This is a genomic window from Acinetobacter sp. AOR12_HL (genome assembly GCF_027855275.1).
In the GTDB taxonomy this organism is placed as follows: Bacteria; Pseudomonadota; Gammaproteobacteria; order Pseudomonadales; family Moraxellaceae; genus Acinetobacter; species Acinetobacter baumannii.
This window is the reverse complement of record NZ_JAKTIJ010000026.1, coordinates 19,890-38,440: the sequence shown is the minus strand read 5'-3', so window position 1 is coordinate 38,440 and position 18,551 is coordinate 19,890. Positions and strand designations below refer to the sequence as shown.

Below are 18,551 nucleotides of genomic sequence, written 5' to 3'. Positions count from 1 at the left end.
AAATTTTAAAGATCAATATATTAAACTTAATACAATAAAAATTAAAAAGTTAGATTTTAATATTTCCAGAAACTGTTAAATAATAAAATCTTTATTTTCTTATAAGCCTACCTTACGAGCTAGTCATCACTCTTATTTAAAATTGACATGACAAATTGTCAGAATTCCAGCACTATACTAATTCTTATAGTCTCATCAATAAATAGCATAACCGGAGCACTAAAAAGTGAAGATACTCATTACAGGCGCCAACACAGGTATTGGTTTTGCCTCAGCAGAACAACTTGTAAAACAAGGGCAACATGTGATCTTGGCGTGCCGAAATCCTCAAAAAGCACAAGAGGCACAAAACAAACTACGCTCACTCGACCAAGGAGAAGTCGATGTCGTTTCTCTCGACTTAAACAGCCTTGAATTAACTCAAAAAGCTGCCGAAGAAATTGCAGATAAATATGGCAGCCTTGATGTACTTATTAATAATGCCGGTCTATTTTCAAAAACAAAGCAACTCACCGTAGATGGGTTTGAACAGCAATTTGGCGTTAACTATTTAGGTCACTTTTTATTAACTCAAAAACTACTCCCCGTTTTAAAGCAGTCTCCTCAAGCACGTATTATTCATCTAGCGTCTATTGCTCACTGGGTTGGCTCAATTAAGCCTAATAAATTTCGTGCGAAAGGTTTTTACAATCCCCTGTTCTATTATGGACAATCCAAGCTTGCAAACTTATTGTTCAGCAATGCATTAGCTGAACAACTAGCAGACAGTTCAATTACCAATAATGCATTACACCCCGGTGGTGTTGCTTCCGATATTTATCGTGATTTACCAAAACCCGTTTATGCAGCCATGAAAGTAGGTTTAGTTCCAACATCGGTTCCTGCAAAGCTCATTACAGAAATGGCGACTGGCGACACATGGCAAAACCGCAATGGTGAATATGTCAGTGCGCATATGCCTGACTGGAAATCTTCTCATGCCAAAAACCAGCAATTAGCGCGTGATCTCTACCAACAATCAATGGATCTAGTGGAAAAGTTCCTCTAATCCTCAAAAAATAAAAAACCACCCGAAGGTGGTTTTTTTATATCAAAGCAACTTAGTGGCCTGTACCATTAATTGCTTTTGTCATATCTTCAACAACTTTCTTAGCATCACCAAAGATCATCATTGTTTTTTCGTTATAGAACAAGTCATTATCAAGACCAGCATAACCTGTCGCCATAGAACGCTTAATCACCATGATTGTACGTGCTTTATGTGCTTCAAGAATCGGCATACCATAAATTGGTGAACCTGGGTCATCTTTTGCAGCAGGATTTACAACGTCGTTTGCACCAATAACAAGTACTACGTCAGTTGCCGGGAAGTCTGAGTTGATCTCATCCATTTCCAAGATGTCTTCATATGCTACGTCTGCTTCAGCAAGCAATACGTTCATGTGACCAGGCATACGACCTGCAACCGGGTGAATTGCAAAACGGACGCGAACACCTTGTTCTTTTAGAATTTCACATAACTCTTTTACAGCATTTTGTGCACGACCTTGCGCCATACCATAACCCGGTACAATCACAACGCTGTCTGCATTTGACATTAAGAAGCCAGCGTCATCGGCAGAACCTGAACGGTAGTTACGTTGAACTTGTTCACCTTTAGCAGCTGTAGAAACTGCTGCACCACCCATTGCACCACCAAACAACACGTTGATGATTGAACGGTTCATTGCTTTACACATGATGTATGACAGAATCGCACCAGATGAACCTACAAGTGAACCCGCAACAATCAACATGTTGTTTTCAAGGGTAAAACCAATACCTGCTGCTGCCCAACCAGAGAACGAGTTAAGAAGCGATACCACCACAGGCATGTCACCACCACCTACCGGTGCAATCCATACCCAGCCAAATGCAAGTGCAAGTGCGGTCATTGCCCAGAAAGCAGTCATGTTGCCAGTTGTGAAGAAATAGAAACCACAAGCCAACATCGCAACGAAGATAAGTGCTTGTACCGGTTTAACCCATGCACCAGAGATTGTTTTAGCCCATTTTTTCGCAGCCAATTTACCGTAAGCAAACACAGATGCTGTAAAGGTAATCGCACCAACGAAACAACCAACAAACAATTCAAATAGGTGAACCTTGCTCATGTGTGCATGTTGCACGCCAGCCGCTGTTAATGCTGCCTCATTTTGAGCAAACAATGCTGTAAGCTGGTTGTTATGCAAAATTGCTGCAACTGCAATCAAAACCGCAGCCAAACCCACCAATGAGTGCATAAGTGCAACAGTTTCAGGCATTTGAGTCATTGGTACAGTACGTGCACGTGCAATACCCACAATCGCACCAAGCACCATTGCACCACCAATCATCCAAATAACCGGGTTATTGGCAACAAAGAAGGTTGTTACAACTGCAATCGCCATTGCGATCATACCGTAACGGTTACCTTGAATTGCTGTTTTAGGACCAGATAGGCCGCGAAGCGTCAAGATAAAGAGAATTGCGCCTACAAGGTACAACCAGTTTGCATTTGCTTGAATAAATTCCATGTCAAAGCCCTCTTATTTCTTTTGCTTAGGCTTGAACATTTCCAACATGCGTGCAGTTACTGCGAAGCCGCCGAAAATATTAATGCTTGCTAAAAATACTGCAATCGCACCAAGTACGCTCACAACATTCACACTTTGAAATGCAACATTTGCATCTACACCAAGTACAGGCAGGCCAACTGTTTGCAACATCGCACCAACAACAATAATCGATGACAATGCGTTGGTTACCGCCATAAGTGGCGTGTGCAAAGCTGGTGTAACACCCCAAACAACGTAATAACCTACGAAGATGGCAAGGACGAAAATTGTAATAGTTTCAACCATGAGAAATCTCCTTAACCACGCTTAAGCAGCACTTGACCGCCATGAGTGACCAATAGGGCTTTTTGGATTTCGTCTTCTTGATTAATCGCAAAGTTTTTCTCTTTGTCGAATAAAGTCTCTACGAAATTAAAAACGTTACGTGCATATAATGCAGAAGCTTCTGTCGCAACAGTGGCTGGAATATTTGGAATACCCAAAATTTTTACGCCATTTTCAGTGACAACAGTTTCGCCAACTTTAGAACCTTCAACGTTACCGCCTGTTTCAACTGCCATATCTAGAATGACAGAGCCTGGTTTCATTTTGGCAACAGTTTCAGCTTTGATCAGACGCGGTGCATCACGGCCTGGCAACAATGCTGTTGTAATCACGATATCGGCATTCGATACAGCTTTATCTACAATCGCAGCTTGATCTTTGATGTATTGCTCACCCGGCATCCAGCCATAACCATTTTTTGCTGCATCTGCTGCACGTTGCTGTTCTTCTTCAGACATTGGTACGTCTAACCACTTACCGCCTAAAGACTCAACCTGATCTTTTGCCGTTGGACGTAAATCTGTTGCTTCAACAATTGCACCCAAACGTTTTGCAGTAGCAATCGCTTGAAGGCCTGCCACCCCAACACCCATAATCACAACACGTGCAGGCTTTACAGTACCAGCAGCAGTCATAAGCATTGGGAACATGCGTTGATATTCAGCAGCTGCAAGCAAAACTGATTTATAACCAGCTAAGTTTGCTTGAGAAGACAACACATCCATGTTTTGTGCACGAGAAAGCGTACGAGGAAGCAATTCCAGAGCAAAAGCAGACACTTGCTGATTCGCAAATTGGTCTAGCTCGGTATTACGATAAGGATCAAACATTGCTACAACAGTTGTATTTGCTGCAAGTTTTTGAATTTCCCCGCCTTGTGGCGCACGAACTTTCAAAATAATTTGACTACCCGTATAGGCATCATCCGTAATGGTTGCACCGACCTGTTCATAAGCACTGTCAATGTACGCAGCCTTTACACCAGCACCACGTTCAATCACAACGCTATGACCAGCGCTAATCAACTTCTTTACTGTCTCTGGCGTAGCAGCTACACGATTTTCACCGACGACAGTTTCGGTTGGGATTCCGATCTGCATGAGCGTTCCTCAAGCTAATTTCTCATTGTCAAAAACATTGCAACCCGCAATGTTTCCCCCATGTGTATTCTTTGTACAGAATTTGGATTCTAATTGAACTTTTTGAAAATACCACCCACTATTTATTTAATAAATACCCATATTTTGAACTAATGATTCACGATATTTGACTTGAGGTGTAATATAGGAAGATTTTTCTTTTTTTGCAGACAATAGTCTCTCTTATACAGTCCTGTATATGAAAATTTCTTTATCTTCGTTTCAAATTGGGTCTTTTTTTGCGCTTTGCTCTGCTTTTCTATTCAGCACAAAAGCGATTTTTATTAAACAAACTTATGCCCTTTCTCCATTAGTAGACGGTACAGTCCTGATGGCTTTACGGATGTTAAGCGCTTTACCGTTTTTTCTATTAATTTGCTGGTTCAATAGGCATCATAATCAGGGCATAAAAAAGAAGGATTGGCTAATTTTAATTTTTGCCGGTCTATTAGGCTACTACTTTGCCAGCTGGCTCGATTTCATGGGCCTCATGTTTATTAGCGCTTCTTTAGAGCGAATCATCCTATTTTTATATCCCACACTTACCGTGATCGCTTCAAGTCTGCTCTACAAACAAAAATTAGATGTAAAAAGTTTATTCGCCATTTTTCTTAGTTATGGTGGAACCGTGTTAGTGATGCTGCAAGAGCACAACAATGCACCAATTCAGGGCAAATTTTGGCTCGGAACAAGTTTTGTATTTGCTAGCGCTGTAGCTTTTGCCGGTTATTTACTGCTGACTCCACCATTAATTAAAAAATTTGGTTCTTGGAATTTCACAGGCTTAGCTTTAACAGTTGCCTGTATAGGTACATTAACTCATTACGTATTAAGCACACCTCAACCTATTCAACTTCTATTACAACTCCCCTCTAGTGTAATTTGGTACGGGATTGGCTTAGGTTTTTTAGTCACTGTCTTACCTACCGTTATGCTTATGCAAAGCATTGAGCGATTAGGTGCCTCTCAATCTGCGATGATTGCTTCGATTGGACCCGTTTTAACGATTTTGCTTGCCGTTGCTTTTTTAAATGAACACCTAAATATATGGCAATGGGTCGGTTGTTTCCTCAATATAGTCGGTGTAATGATGATTACTTTAAGAAAGAAAAGACTAAAACACTAAATGCTCTTGACCTCAACTTAAGTTGAGGTTGGATACTCATCTAAATTTTATTAAACGGTTTAGTTCCATGAACAAAGAAATTTTTAAAATCATAAATCCTTCTACTTTATATGACCCAATACCTAACGCTTATAGTCATGTCGCTGTAGTAAGTAATTTTAACAATATTATTCATATTGCAGGTCAAGGTGGCGAAGACCAACAAGGTCAATTAAGTTCTCATTTCAGTGAACAAGTCCTACAAGCATTTGAAAATATTAACTATGCGTTAGTGGCTGCCAATGTAGAGCTTACGGATATCGCTGTTTTAAGAATTCTAGTTGTTGACCATTCGGTAGAAAAACATGAGATTTTGATTAAAATTATGAAGGATTTATGGAAAAATCATCCTTTTCCAGCCTGCACACTCATTCCTGTGCCGCGTCTTGCACTAGAACATATGCTCATTGAAGTCGAAGCAACGGCATACACTTAATAAAATCGAGAGAACATCATGTCTACCCCTGAAGATATCAGTCAAAATAAACCTTTACTTTGGTTGATGGCAGCAGCATGTGGCCTATGTGCAGGTGTGAATTACTATTGCCAACCCCTAATTCACTCTATTCAGCAAGATTTTGCTGTAACTCAAGCACAAGCTGCTTTAACAGTAACATTTGCTCAGGTGTCTTATGCCCTCGGCTTACTCTTTATTGTTCCAATGGGGGATATCGTCAATAAAGCCAAAGCTATTCCGTTTTTGATGATGCTTTGTGCAGTTGGCCTATTTACCTCTGCTTTTGCTGTTAACTTACCTATGCTCTGGATCGGTACAATTTTAGCGGGTTTGTTTTCAGTTGCAGCTCAAGTGCTTATTCCTCTTGCAACAATGACGGTTAAACCTGAAAAAACTGGTGAGATTATTGGCTTCTTAATGAGTGGCTTATTGGTCGGGATTTTACTCTCTACCAGTCTGGCTGGCTTATTTTCCAACCTTTTCCACTGGAAAGTCGTTTATGCCATAAGCGGTATATTAATGCTTTTGTTGGCCTATACCTTAAAAAGCCGCCTACCTTATGTCATGCGGATGAAACTGAACTATGGACAAATCTTTGTTTCCATGGCTCAGCTTTTAAAAGAGGAAAAGCGTCTATTATTAAGAGCGCTTACAGGTGCTTTCGCCTTTGCAGCAGTAAGTATTCTATATTCCACCATCGCATTACTTCTCACCTCGGCACATCATTTACCTGATCTATTTATCGGACTAGTCCCGCTAGTTGGTATCTTTGGTGCGTTATCAACACGTTATATCGGCAAATATGCCGACCAAGGCTACACACGTTTACTCACTTGGATGGGTTGCGGGCTATTTTTGGTAAGCTGGATTTGTTTCTATTTCGGACAAACTCTACTTTCAGCTTATGTTATTGGTTTTGCTTTAATTCAATTGGCACTTGCCCTTGTTCACACCAGCAACCAAAGTATTATCTTCCGTTTACGTCCCGATGCTAAATCTCGTATTAATGCTATTTATATGACTACTTATTTTATTGGTGGTGCAGCCGGTTCAGCATTAGGGATTTTTGCATGGAATCGTGGTGGATGGACCATGACTTGCCTAGCAGGTGTGGGACTCGTTGTATTTTGTATTTTATTTAGCATGATTGATGCTTTCTTACAAAAAAAGCAAATGGCTTAGCTATAAGGTAATTTGTTAAAAATCATCTTTCTATATTTAACATAAGGGCGGTTATAAATTACGCAGTTAAATGCCACTGTCGATTCAGGACTAAACCCCGTATAATGCTGCCCTTTCTTTAATTTAGCGACTTTTGGGTCTATCGGTTATGCAATCACTTCAATCGTTACAACCTCGTATTTCAGTAGCCCCAATGATGGATAGGATCAACTAAAATAAAATATCATTTATTATTAAAAACTTAGAAACAAAAATAAAATTCATGGTGTAAATTTAGTGTAAAAATTTAATTACTGAAAAATAATTTAAAAATCCAGCCCATTTATGAATGGCTGGATTTTTATTTGATCTATTTTTGATAAGCTAGCTCAAAAGATCCTATTTCCTCTAAGACATACCGAATGTGGTGGCTCGTATCAATTGCAACCCATTGCGTAGGATTTCCTATAAAATTATTAATACCGTGCGCACATTCAAAGATTTTATTGTCTCCCCAACTAAAGCTTACATCTTCATAATAGATAGAATTAATTAATCTCATTGCTAGCTGCTTTCTATGCCCATGACTTCCACCATCTCTAGAAAATGGATGGCCTCTTACGACATAGTAATTTTTATCTATAGTGTAGATAATTTTTCCATTCGTATGTTGATTAATAATCTGCTTTTCTGGAGCTGGATGTCTTGCTCCATGATCTGCAAACTTCAATTTAACATTAGGGAACATGTTTCTTAAAGTCTGCCATACAACCATTTCTTTTCGAAGTACTGGACCATCCGTATCATGATCTTCAATGGCTTCTGCAACGCTTGAAGGATATGAAGCTCCACTGATAGAAATGTATTTAAAATCATATTCAGTTAATACTTCTAAAAAGTCTCTAGACTTGCTTAGCATCTGTTCAATTGTTATACGATTGACACTTACATCCCCAAAATCTAATAATATAGAACAATTATTTTCTGCTAATTTTAAATCAGAAATAATTGATTCTAGTTGTTCTTTGAAAAAATCAGGTTCATCAATATCATACATTGCCTCACCATCTAATCTAATACAAAAATAAGGAGCCTCTGGATAATTTAAATTTTTCATTGTTTGATGATAAAGACTGCTCATTTGATCAAACCAACGGTCATAACCAATTACAGGAACTACCTTTACTCCTAATGCAAACAATTTGTTATACGTATAGGTTAGGAAATGCTCACCATTCTCCAATAAAGCTTCAGATGGTTTCCAAAAATAACCATCCACTAAAGCAATATTTCCACTCCATAATTTCCCTATTTTCTCGCAACGGCTATTAATATCAACAAGTCTTGAAACCCCTTCTTTATAAATATTAGGCATTTCAAATAAAGGGTGGAAAGTTGGCTGTATTTGATATTCTAACTGCTCAGACCTAATAGGTTTTATCGCATCAAATTCACCTTGCTTCGCTTTCATGATTGGGACATATTCTGGAATTTTCATCATCTCTACTCCTCAACACTTAATAAATGAGAATTGGTTAATAATGCCTTGACCTGATATTGACCAACCAAGTCTGAAAATAAGGTGTAATTTCCCAACTCTTTTCGAATACGCCCTGCAATGATTGCTGGATGAACTCTCAACTCTTTAGCCAACTTTTCAATAGATTCTTTACTTGGTGAGATAAATGCCTCTGTACGTCTCAAAACTCCTCTTGGTATAAATGCCTCTCTTGCCAATCGATTTGCTTCAGCCTCCCTCCGATCCTCCATACTTGATGAATCTAAATCATCGAGAAATGCTTCTGTTTCATCAACATGCTTCCAAATATGTGCGCATTCATGTAGTAACGTAAACCAAAAATTATCCAATCGGTCATATCGTAAACTTAGCCCAATAATAGGAGTGCCGTCACTGTCCTTCAATGCCGCTCCATCAAGATGCGTACCCTTAAGATGAGGCTCAATGACTACAGCAATTCCATGCTTTTCTAAGTATTCAATTGCTAATATTGGCCCATGCTCAAACCAGCTTAATTGAGCTAACTCTCTTAAAAAATTACTATTTATTAAATTAGGGTCATATTTTCCTAGACTATCTTTCTTATCTCTAGCTTGGAGAATGACTCTAGCTAGCCACGCATACAGTGCATACATCGTATTAGGTGTTTGGGCATCACCAGACAACTTTCGTTTAAAAGAAGCTGAGCCGATTTGTAACCCTGATTGAGCAATATATTTTTGGATAATACTCTCAGTTGATGCTGCCGTATCAGCAAGAAATGTTTTTAACCACCCCCTATTTTTCATCTCTTTAACAGGAAATTTAGACCAATCAATATTATTTTTATCTAATGTATTCTTTGAATTTGATAAACCAATTAATGTCTCTACCGACAGTCCCAACCCTACAGATAATGCTCGGATCATATCTACGGTTAAAGCTCTTTTTCGATTAAGAACTTCAGAAACTCTACTAGTAGTACCAAAATATGGGGCCAAATCAGCTTGTTTTAACCCTTTCTCATGCATCCTAAATAGAATTGCATCAATAGGATCAGGCGCCTCTATCGGATATTGTTTATTTTCATAATCTTCTATTAAAACCGATAATAATTCCAACCGATCACTCTCAGGACTTCCTATAGCCGGATTTAGCATAATTAAAGAATGCACTTCGTCAAGATAAGCTTGATACTGCTCTCTTGTACGAATAACTTTAAATTCCATTGTTAGCACCTTTAATGTTTACAGCTTTAATAATCGCTATTCTTTGAGAAAACGCGATTTGTAGACAAATAACCCATTTAGAGTTATGTATCGAAAATTCGAAACATTGATTTTCCAAAATAGATACTTTTGGAAATTGTTTCAGAATATCTTCCGCGCCCCGCCAATGAGCATCACGTATTTCAGAGATCCAACTTATGAGCCATTTTTTAGCAAACTCACACTCAATCACTGTTATTTTTTCAAGACCTAAAAGCTTCATTTAAAAATATTCCCAATTTGGGAATAAATTACACCATTTCAAAATACAACTCAATTCCCATTTTGGTAATTATCATAAACTAATTATTGAGAACTACTTTAATTGCTTAAATATTTATCAGTGATATGGTCTTTGTTAGATTTTTTTGAAATAAAAGAATAAATTTAATTAAATAAATCAATATTTAAAGTTTGATATGTTAGATATTGAATTGACATAAGCTGCCCATAATTCCTTCATTCAAAACCTAATTTAGTCACGGTCTTTCTAACAGAATTACAGTCTGACTAACCTCTAATGATCTTAAATAATAAATAACAGTAAAAATACTTTCTGTTATAGGGATAGGTAGTCTATAGATTGTTTTATGTATGTGGACAAATCCAGACTTGTCCACATATTTAAAATTAGGAGTCACTACCTATGCGTTTGCGTTCACGACTTCTAAAATTTTTCACATATAGGCCATCAATCATTTCTTTTGGCTCTAAAGCTAAGGCGCAATTAGCTAAAGTAGCAATTGTATTATCTGTTAACTTAAAGTCATTAGGTAAGAAACCATATTCTTTCTGACGATTACATTCAATAGCTTCAAATAAAGCTCTAAAATAATCAACTAAGGAAGCTCTCTCACCTCTTGTTGCCACTTCAGTAATAGAATCAATAGCAATAGGTACGGCCATTCTTGCATCTTCAGCGATAACTTTCATTACATCATCTAACCGAGGCCAATATTTAAGATCAAACCGACCTTGGAGTTGCTTTAATTTATCTAGCAAAGATGTTCTAAAATACGGATTATTCTGAGATGCTTCACGAATTACATTACCAATGTGATAATGGGTATCTGTCATAAAGCCAGAAGTATTTATTAACTCGGATCTAGTTTCTAGGAGAGCTGCTAATTCATGAGCTTTAATAGAAATTTGCTGATTAATCTCATTCAATTTTTTCTGAGCAGCTCTAGACTTTATTACTTCCTCTGGACTATGCATTGAAGTAATTTCTACTAACAAATCTAAAAAATTTGTGAGGGCTTGATGATATTTCCCTAGTTTTGAATACAACTCACTATAAGCATGTTGTAACTCAACTTTACGCTCAAGTAACCTATCAATGATTATATTTTCACTAGGAAGTATCTTGGCTTGCGTATTAGTAGCTTTTTTATCTAATAGAATAGCTACACATACCTCTTGAGCTTTTATTTCATCTATAGACTTCATGATTTCATCTCTGTAATTGGTTCTGCTTACAGTGTAATTAGCTCAATTAAATCTGTCGGTATCTGAGTAATAACAACTTTTGTAGTACTCAGATACCTCCTTACTCATGAAAGAGTATATAAACAGTAGACTAGTTTTATTGGGAATTATATTAAGCAACTAGAGTCTAGTTAAAATTTTCCAGTTATTGATCACTAACTAAATTAGAACCAATACCACCAAAAAAAAATATAAGTGTTTGATATAAAAAATATATAAACCTTCTATATCTTTAGCCATCCTTTATTTAAGAATTTTTAATCTATAGCTAAGTAAACAGCTATTTCATCGACTACTGCTTTGGCTGTTCTAGAAACCCCAATTAATGTTGCCGATGCCATGCCTGTCCATTCACCATAACCAACTAGCCAAAGGTTGTTTATTTTTATTGAACGCCCATCATTGACAGCAACAGTCTGATTAGGTTCTATCACTCCTAGACTCCTTAAGTGATTTAGGGATGCTTTGAAGCCTGTACACCAAATCACAGCATCAACCAATTGTGTTGAACCATCCTCCCAAACAACCGAATATTCTTTAAATGCTTTAAAGGGTTCTCTGCTATGTAATACCCCACGTTCACGTGCATCTTTGACACTATCAATCATGACAATATCCCCTAGACCACCAATGGATTGATCAACTATTCGTCCCTCCTGTTGTGCCTTCAAACGTTCTGTTGCTCGAAGGAATAAAACACGCCCATCAACATCATCCGATAAAAATTGAGGAGGATTTACTGTGATCCAAATAGTGTCTGCAACTTCTGAAACTTCAGCAAGAATTTGAGCACCAGAGTTACCTCCTCCTATCACTAGAACCTTTTTATTAATAAAAGGTTCTGGATTAACATAATGTGCTGAATGGGTTTGTATTCCTTTAAATCTTTCTAATCCTTCGTAATGTGGAATATAAGGCTGACTCCATGTACCTGTAGCACTGACAACGGCCTTTGCTCGCCAATATTTATCACCCGCATATACATCTAAGCAGTCATTTTTTTTCTCAATATGATCAACATGTATAGGTCGAATGACAGGAAATTGATAGCGTTGTTCGTATGCAGATAAGTATTGAATCACCTCATTCCGCGTTGGATAAGTTTGTTCAGTTTTTGGCATCATCCAGCCCGACAACGAACTCCAAGTATTTGGAGAAAAAAGACGTAAAGACTCCCAAGCATGTAACCATGCACCACCTGCCTGATTTTGGTCATCTAAAATCACAAATGGAATTTTCTTACGTTTTAAAAAATAGGCTGTAGCAAGAGCTGCTTGTCCACCACCAATAATGACTACATCTACTTCAGCTTGTAATTGAGACAAATTATCTCTCCCTCTTCTTTATTGTCATAAACAAAATCAAAAGCCCAGCCTGTTTAACAGACTGGGCTTATTTCTTAAAACTTTCAAGTGATTGAATTAGCTTTTCAATCGTTCAATTGATCTAGATATTTTTCAGCATCTAGAGCAGCCATACAGCCTGACCCAGCTGAAGTAATCGCTTGACGATAAATGCTGTCAGCGACGTCACCAGCAGCAAAAACACCAGCTACAGAAGTTGCTGTTGCATTACCAGAAGTACCGCTTTGTACTTGGATATAGCCATCACGTAAGTTTAATTGACCATCAAACATTCCAGTATTTGGTTTGTGGCCAATTGCAACGAATAGACCATGAACCTCTACGCCTTGCTTAGACTCATCTTGAGTTGATTTAAGGCGAACACTTGTTACACCAGTATTGTCACCCAATACTTCTTCAACTTCGTGATTCCAGATAATGCTGATTTTGCCTTCTTTTTCTTTAGCAAATAAATGATCTTGCAAAATCTTTTCAGAACGTAAGCTATCACGGCGGTGTACTAGCGTTACATGTGAAGCAATATTTGATAAATAAAGCGCTTCTTCAACAGCAGTGTTACCACCACCTACAACCATTACTTTTTGGTTTTTGTAGAAGAAACCATCACATGTTGCACATGCGCTTACGCCTTGTCCCATAAAGTTTTGTTCAGACTCTAGGCCAAGATATTGAGCTGTAGCACCAGTTGCAATAATCAAAGCGTCACATGTGTACTCTTCCATGTCACCTTTTAAAACAAAAGGACGTACATTTAAGTCCACTTCGTTAATATGGTCATAGACGAGTTCTGTACCAAAGCGTTCAGCATGTGCTTGCATACGATCCATTAATGCAGGACCAGTTAAACCTTCAGGATCGCCCGGCCAGTTGTCAACTTCGGTTGTTGTTGTAAGTTGCCCACCTAGTTGTAAACCCGCAATTAAAGTAGGTTTAAGGTTTGCACGCGCTGCATAGACAGCTGCACTATAGCCCGCAGGGCCAGAACCGAGAATTATCAGACGTGAATGTCTACTTTGCATTTAGTTCTCTCCAATGTGTTACAGACTACGCTGGTTAACACGTTTAGATAATTCTTCAGCAGATTCTTTACGCTCAGAATATCGATCAGTTAGATACAGGCTTTGTCCACGCGTAAGTAATGTAAACTTATAGAGTTCTTCCATCACATCTACTATACGATCGTAATAAGAAGATGCTTTCATACGTCCATCTTCTTCAAACTCTAAAAAGGCTTTAGGAATTGAAGATTGATTCGGGATTGTAATCATCCGCATCCAGCGCCCCAAAATACGCATCTGGTTAACGCTATTAAAAGATTGTGAACCACCACTAACTTGCATAAGTGCTAAAGTTTTACCTTGCGTCGCACGTATTGCACCACCAGCCAAAGGAATCCAGTCGATTTGGGATTTAAAAATAGAACTCATAGAACCATGACGCTCAGGTGAACACCAAACCATACCCTCTGACCAAGCCAAAAGTTCATGCAATTCTTTTACTTTTGGATGTTCAGTATCGGCATCTTCTGGCAAAGGCAATCCTTTCGGATGAAAGATTTTCACCTCAGCACCAAACTCCTCCAAGATTCGTCCTGCTTCCATCACCGCTAAACGACTATAAGAACGTTCACGATTCGAGCCATATAACAATAAGATGCGTGGTGCATGATCCAGTGCTTTAGCTTGAACTTTCTCTAAAGTAGGTCGATCAAGAAGATTCATATCAACATTTGGGAGATTCATAGATTTACACCGATTCAAAATACTTTTTTCTTAGCCATAAAGAGACACTGACCAAAGCAATCAAAACTGGTACTTCAACTAATGGCCCAATGACTGTAGTAAATGCCACAGGCGATGCTAAACCAAAGGTTGCAATGGCTACAGCCAGTGCTAACTCAAAATTATTACCCGCAGCAGTAAATGAAATTGCTGTAGTTTTTGGGTAGTCATTACCCATCCACTTACTCATAAAGAAACTAATGAAGAACATTACGATAAAGTAAATTGTTAATGGAATCGCAATTCGAATTACATCCAAAGGCAGACTCACTACATCTCCACCTTTGAGACTAAACATAGCAACAATAGTAAACAGTAATGCCAATAGACTTAATGGACTGATCTTCGGTAAAAAGACATTTTGGTACCACTCTAAGCCTTTGGCGTTGACTAAGATCAAACGGGTCAAGAAACCAAGAAAAAAAGGAATACCCAAGTAAATTAATACCGCGTGGGTAATCGTCCAAAAATCCACATTGATTACTTGCCCAGCAATACCAAAATAAGGTGGTAAGAAGGTAAGAAATAACCAAGCATAAGTACTAAAGAACAAAATCTGAAAGATACTATTGAATGCAACCAATGCTGCTACATATTGGTTATCGCCGCAGGCTAAACCATTCCAAACTAAAACCATTGCAATACAACGAGCTAATCCGATCAGGATTAGTCCAGTCATATACTCTGGATAGCTATGCAAAAAAATAATTGCTAATGCAAACATTAATACAGGAGCAATAATCCAGTTCTGTACTAAAGACAAAGTTAATGTTCTTTTGTCTTTAAATACTTGTGGTAGAGCTGCATAGTCCACTTTGGCTAACGGTGGATACATCATCAGAATCAAACCAATCGCAATTGGAATATTGACAGAATCCACACTCATTTTGTCTAAAGTAACGGAAGCTTGAGGTAAGAAGACACCTATCGCAATCCCCAACCCCATCGCAATGAAAATCCATAGCGTCAGGTTACGATCTAAAAATGACAGTCTTTGTTGAGCCATGATTTTCTCATTCAATATCTGATATGTGATTGATTGCAGCAATTAATTCAGGACGAGACATATTTGCTGTATCAAGTGCAAATAAAGCATCTAAACGACGGTTGATATGGTCTACTGTCACTTGGAAAGCTTTTAATTTTTCCTCTTTAGGCAAGTCTAAATGTGATGGATCAGCCAAGCCCCAATGTGCCTTGATCGCTCCCCCCAAATAAAGAGGACAAGCTTCTTGAGCTGCTGAATCACACACAGTAATCACTACATCAGGTTTATATTGCTCACAGTCATCAATGGTTTTACTCCATAAACCTTCTGTTGAAAGACCAAGGTTTTCCAAAGTTTCAATAGTCAATGGATGCACCTGTCCTGATGGCTTACTACCTGCACTGTATGCTTTCCAGTCATGAGGAGCACGACTGTTAAAAAGCACTTCAGACAAAATGCTACGACAACTATTTCCAGTACACAAAAAAAGGAATTTCATAATCTATTACTCACAATAACTATTTATAGAAAGCGTGTTGGTATTGCTTACAACTTGACTAGATGATGTTTTTTTTAAAGTATCTAGAATTTCAAAACACCATGCTGGAAGTTGTTGATTAATGCTGTAGTACACCCATTGGCTTTGTCGTCTGTCTTGTAAGAGACCAGAAGAGCGTAATAAAGCTAAATGCCTAGAAATCTTTGGTTGACTCAGTTGTAGCTTTTCTGTCAGATCACAAACACAGAGTTCTTTATTCTCAGCAATTAAAGTGACAATATTGAGACGGGTTTCATCTGATAAGCATTTAAAAAAATTAACTTGATCCATCTTTGCTACCTATAAATTTGGATATGCAGATAATCACATACAAGAACTAAATTTTTTAATTTACTCTCTGACCATTTTCGTCGATCACTTGTTCACCATCTTCTTTAGTGAAAGCACCTTTTTGTGGTAATGGCAGAATATCCAAGACAACTTCTGAAGGACGACTTAAGCGAGTACCTAATTCAGTAACAACAAATGGTCGATTAATCAAAATAGGATGTTCAAGCATAAAACTGAGTAGTTGTTCATCACTCAAATCACTACGATCAAGCTGTAAATCCCGATAAGGATCTACATTCTGACGAATAGCCTCTCTTACTGTTAAGTTTGCATCCTGAATCAATTTAACTAATTCGTCATGACTAGGTGGTGTAATGAGATATTCAATAACGGTTGGTTCAATTCCTGTATTGCGAATCAAAGCCAAAGTATTCCGAGAGGTGCCACAAGCAGGATTGTGATAAATCTTTACATCTAATGAAGTTGTCATGAAACTGGGACCTCTAATATATTAATATCTTTATATATGAATTAGCATATATATGCAACTTCATATATGATGGTCTGCAAAATACAATCCATTAAATAAGCTAGTTAAATTTGAAAAACTGCTGTAAACAATTCATTTTAGATTAAGAATTTAGCAATAATATTAAATAAGCCAATATACGTATCAGTAAGTTTGAGAAACAAATGTGATCACTAACTTTTTATTCAGGCTAACTTCTTCAGTACACCACATTTGTCCACTGTACATAACCCATCACAAGTCTTTCTTATTTCTAATAGCTGCTGTATGAGTTTCTGCTGATTCCGAATATTTTCCTCTACATCGTTAATATGTGAATCGATAAGCTCATTCACATCAGAACAATTTAGATTAGGCAGATCCTTATAATTTAGTAATTTTTTGATTTCAATTAAGTTCATATTCAAAGAACGACAATTCACAATGAATTTCAACCGATCAATGTAATCTTCAGTATATAGTCTATAGTTACCTTGAGTTCGATCAGGTTGCGGGATTAAACCTTCTTTTTCATAAAACCGTATTGTCAGTACTGAGCACGACGTTTTCTCAGAGAGCTCTCCTATCTTCATAAACATTAGAAATACTCAAAATCCAACTTGACTCTATAGTAGCTATAGAGATTTTAATATGCAATAAGTAAAGATATGACTATGGGCACATCAATGAGTGGTTGCGGTTGTAATAAAGAAAGTTCTTGTGAAGACACTAAGCAAAATCAAAATGAATCAGAAACAAATTCTGGTAACAGTAAAGATTTAACTGCTGAAGAAAGTAAAAGCTCTTGTTGTGGTAATGAAGTACCACAACAATCTAAGCCAGATGAAAAAGATTCTTGTGCTAGTACTCAGCCATGTTCTACGCAGTCAAACTCATGTTGCACCCCAGATTCAATAAGTTCACCTGAGATAATCAGTGATAATGAGGGTGTAGCGACTTTCATCAGTGACTATAAAATCCCTAAAATGGATTGTTCCGCAGAGGAACAAATGGTTCGGATGACTTTATCTTCTTTGGTAAATGTTAAGAGGCTAGTTTTTGATTTGCCGAATCGAAACCTAAAAGTTATGCATAATGGTGAAAGTAATGAAATCACTGCAAAACTTGAAGCTCTTGGGTTTGGCGCTAAATTAAATAAAACTGAAGCCTATGTAAATAAAGAGCATGCAAAAGAAATCAGTACGTTTCTGATTCCGAAAATGGATTGCTCTGCTGAGGAGCAAATGGTTCGTATGGCATTGTCTCCAGTGAGTGAGGTCAAAGGACTAATATTTGATTTACCTAATCGGAAATTAAAAGTTTTTCATAATGATGGTCTTAATGAAATTACTAGCAAACTTGAAGCACTTGGTTTTGGAGCCAAACTTGAAAGTACCGCTGCCTCTGTGGGTGAAATGCCTGAAAAAGCAGATACGTCTGAACAAGCAAAAGTTTTAAAAATTCTTTTAGCGATTAATCTCCTATTATTCTTTATAGAGTTTATCAGTGGTTTGGTAGCTGCCTCTACAGGCTTGATTGCTGACTCATTGGATATGCTTGCTGATGCCACAGTGTTTGGTATAGCACTGTTTGTTGTTGGTAAAAGTGTAAAAAAACAATTAAAAGCAGCGCATCTTTCAGGCTGGTTACAGTTAATTCTCGCTACTTCTGTAATTGTAGATGTTGTGCGTCGGTTCATTTATGGTAGTGAGCCAGAGTCTTTCTTGATGATTGGAATTGCTGCTTTAGCGCTAATTGCCAATTTTTATTGTATATACCTAATGTCTCATCAAAAAAATGATGGTGCACACATGAAGGCTAGTTGGGTCTTTTTATCCAATGATATCATAGTCAATTTTGGTGTGATTTGTGCAGGGATACTAGTTGCTTTGACAGGTTCCGCATATCCAGATCTTGTTATAGGAATAATTGTTTCACTTTTCGTACTTAACGGTGCTCGAAAAATTTTGGCATTGAAATAAGA

Annotated in this window: 20 protein-coding genes; 5 read left to right on the top strand and 15 right to left on the bottom strand. The window is 37.7% G+C overall.

The window, feature by feature from the left end:
• The first annotated feature begins 226 nt into the window (after window positions 1-226).
• A complete protein-coding gene (locus MKL36_RS13290; RefSeq protein WP_021510635.1) occupies window positions 227-1,048 on the top strand; it encodes an SDR family NAD(P)-dependent oxidoreductase in 822 nt (273 codons plus the stop codon).
• A gap of 52 nt (window positions 1,049-1,100) precedes the next feature.
• Here the strand turns inward: MKL36_RS13290 and MKL36_RS13285 are convergent, their stop codons facing one another.
• The 3 genes from MKL36_RS13285 to MKL36_RS13275 are packed head-to-tail and all read right to left on the bottom strand — an operon-like array spanning window position 1,101 to window position 4,021.
• Window positions 1,101-2,555 carry an NAD(P)(+) transhydrogenase (Re/Si-specific) subunit beta gene (locus tag MKL36_RS13285; protein WP_000394402.1) on the bottom strand — a complete coding sequence of 485 codons (1,455 nt, stop codon included), beginning with the start codon at window positions 2,553-2,555 and terminating at the stop codon, window positions 1,101-1,103.
• Window positions 2,556-2,567: 12 nt separating this feature from the next.
• Window positions 2,568-2,882 (bottom strand): proton-translocating transhydrogenase family protein, encoded by a 315-nt coding sequence (locus MKL36_RS13280; RefSeq protein ID WP_000230434.1) that lies wholly within the window; start codon window positions 2,880-2,882, stop codon window positions 2,568-2,570.
• Window positions 2,883-2,893: 11 nt separating this feature from the next.
• The gene (locus MKL36_RS13275) at window positions 2,894-4,021 is read right to left on the bottom strand and encodes a Re/Si-specific NAD(P)(+) transhydrogenase subunit alpha (RefSeq protein WP_001165468.1); all 1,128 of its coding nucleotides are present in this window, start codon (window positions 4,019-4,021) and stop codon (window positions 2,894-2,896) included.
• A 238-nt stretch (window positions 4,022-4,259) separates the two neighbouring features.
• On the opposite strand from MKL36_RS13275, the gene MKL36_RS13270 reads away from it, so the two are divergent.
• The 3 genes from MKL36_RS13270 (at window position 4,260) to MKL36_RS13260 (ending at window position 6,864) form a co-directional block, all read left to right on the top strand.
• Window positions 4,260-5,186 carry a DMT family transporter gene (locus MKL36_RS13270; protein WP_021510634.1) on the top strand — a complete coding sequence of 309 codons (927 nt, stop codon included), beginning with the start codon at window positions 4,260-4,262 and terminating at the stop codon, window positions 5,184-5,186.
• A 67-nt stretch (window positions 5,187-5,253) separates the two neighbouring features.
• A complete protein-coding gene (locus MKL36_RS13265; protein WP_021510633.1) occupies window positions 5,254-5,661 on the top strand; it encodes a RidA family protein in 408 nt (135 codons plus the stop codon).
• Window positions 5,662-5,679: 18 nt separating this feature from the next.
• On the top strand, window positions 5,680-6,864 hold the full coding sequence (locus MKL36_RS13260) for an MFS transporter (RefSeq protein WP_000106685.1): 1,185 nt from the start codon (window positions 5,680-5,682) through the stop codon (window positions 6,862-6,864).
• Between the two features lie 349 nt (window positions 6,865-7,213).
• Here MKL36_RS13260 and MKL36_RS13255 read toward each other — a convergent pair whose 3' ends face one another.
• The 12 genes from MKL36_RS13255 to cadR form a co-directional block, all read right to left on the bottom strand.
• Complete coding sequence (locus MKL36_RS13255) at window positions 7,214-8,344, bottom strand: beta family protein (protein ID WP_000975797.1); 1,131 nt, start codon at window positions 8,342-8,344, stop codon at window positions 7,214-7,216.
• A 2-nt stretch (window positions 8,345-8,346) separates the two neighbouring features.
• A complete protein-coding gene (locus MKL36_RS13250; RefSeq protein ID WP_000394712.1) occupies window positions 8,347-9,570 on the bottom strand; it encodes an ImmA/IrrE family metallo-endopeptidase in 1,224 nt (407 codons plus the stop codon).
• Window positions 9,560-9,832: a type II toxin-antitoxin system HigB family toxin gene (locus MKL36_RS13245; RefSeq protein ID WP_000770669.1), complete on the bottom strand. Its 273-nt coding sequence runs from the start codon at window positions 9,830-9,832 to the stop codon at window positions 9,560-9,562. The genes MKL36_RS13250 and MKL36_RS13245 overlap by 11 nt, the downstream gene beginning before the upstream one ends.
• Before the next feature lie 407 nt (window positions 9,833-10,239).
• Window positions 10,240-11,058 carry a hypothetical protein gene (locus tag MKL36_RS13240; RefSeq protein ID WP_000835370.1) on the bottom strand — a complete coding sequence of 273 codons (819 nt, stop codon included), beginning with the start codon at window positions 11,056-11,058 and terminating at the stop codon, window positions 10,240-10,242.
• A 296-nt stretch (window positions 11,059-11,354) separates the two neighbouring features.
• Complete coding sequence (locus MKL36_RS13235) at window positions 11,355-12,422, bottom strand: ArsO family NAD(P)H-dependent flavin-containing monooxygenase (protein WP_002132853.1); 1,068 nt, start codon at window positions 12,420-12,422, stop codon at window positions 11,355-11,357.
• A gap of 104 nt (window positions 12,423-12,526) precedes the next feature.
• Window positions 12,527-13,480, bottom strand: coding sequence for a thioredoxin-disulfide reductase (gene trxB / locus MKL36_RS13230; protein ID WP_086374077.1), 954 nt, complete (start codon window positions 13,478-13,480; stop codon window positions 12,527-12,529).
• 18 nt (window positions 13,481-13,498) lie between these two features.
• On the bottom strand, window positions 13,499-14,203 hold the full coding sequence (arsH, locus tag MKL36_RS13225; RefSeq protein ID WP_001052988.1) for an arsenical resistance protein ArsH: 705 nt from the start codon (window positions 14,201-14,203) through the stop codon (window positions 13,499-13,501).
• Between the two features lie 4 nt (window positions 14,204-14,207).
• Window positions 14,208-15,248: an ACR3 family arsenite efflux transporter gene (gene arsB / locus MKL36_RS13220; protein ID WP_000068658.1), complete on the bottom strand. Its 1,041-nt coding sequence runs from the start codon at window positions 15,246-15,248 to the stop codon at window positions 14,208-14,210.
• A gap of 7 nt (window positions 15,249-15,255) precedes the next feature.
• Window positions 15,256-15,729 (bottom strand): arsenate reductase ArsC, encoded by a 474-nt coding sequence (locus tag MKL36_RS13215; protein ID WP_000670223.1) that lies wholly within the window; start codon window positions 15,727-15,729, stop codon window positions 15,256-15,258.
• A 6-nt stretch (window positions 15,730-15,735) separates the two neighbouring features.
• Complete coding sequence (locus MKL36_RS13210; protein WP_000373080.1) at window positions 15,736-16,059, bottom strand: metalloregulator ArsR/SmtB family transcription factor; 324 nt, start codon at window positions 16,057-16,059, stop codon at window positions 15,736-15,738.
• Window positions 16,060-16,114: 55 nt separating this feature from the next.
• Window positions 16,115-16,549: an arsenate reductase (glutaredoxin) gene (gene arsC, locus MKL36_RS13205; protein WP_000213577.1), complete on the bottom strand. Its 435-nt coding sequence runs from the start codon at window positions 16,547-16,549 to the stop codon at window positions 16,115-16,117.
• A gap of 224 nt (window positions 16,550-16,773) precedes the next feature.
• Complete coding sequence (cadR, locus tag MKL36_RS13200; protein WP_000480874.1) at window positions 16,774-17,166, bottom strand: Cd(II)/Pb(II)-responsive transcriptional regulator; 393 nt, start codon at window positions 17,164-17,166, stop codon at window positions 16,774-16,776.
• Window positions 17,167-17,241: 75 nt separating this feature from the next.
• Here cadR and MKL36_RS13195 point away from each other — a divergent pair, with 75 nt between their 5' ends.
• Window positions 17,242-18,549, top strand: coding sequence for a cation transporter (locus MKL36_RS13195; RefSeq protein ID WP_000537300.1), 1,308 nt, complete (start codon window positions 17,242-17,244; stop codon window positions 18,547-18,549).
• Window positions 18,550-18,551 lie beyond the last annotated feature (2 nt).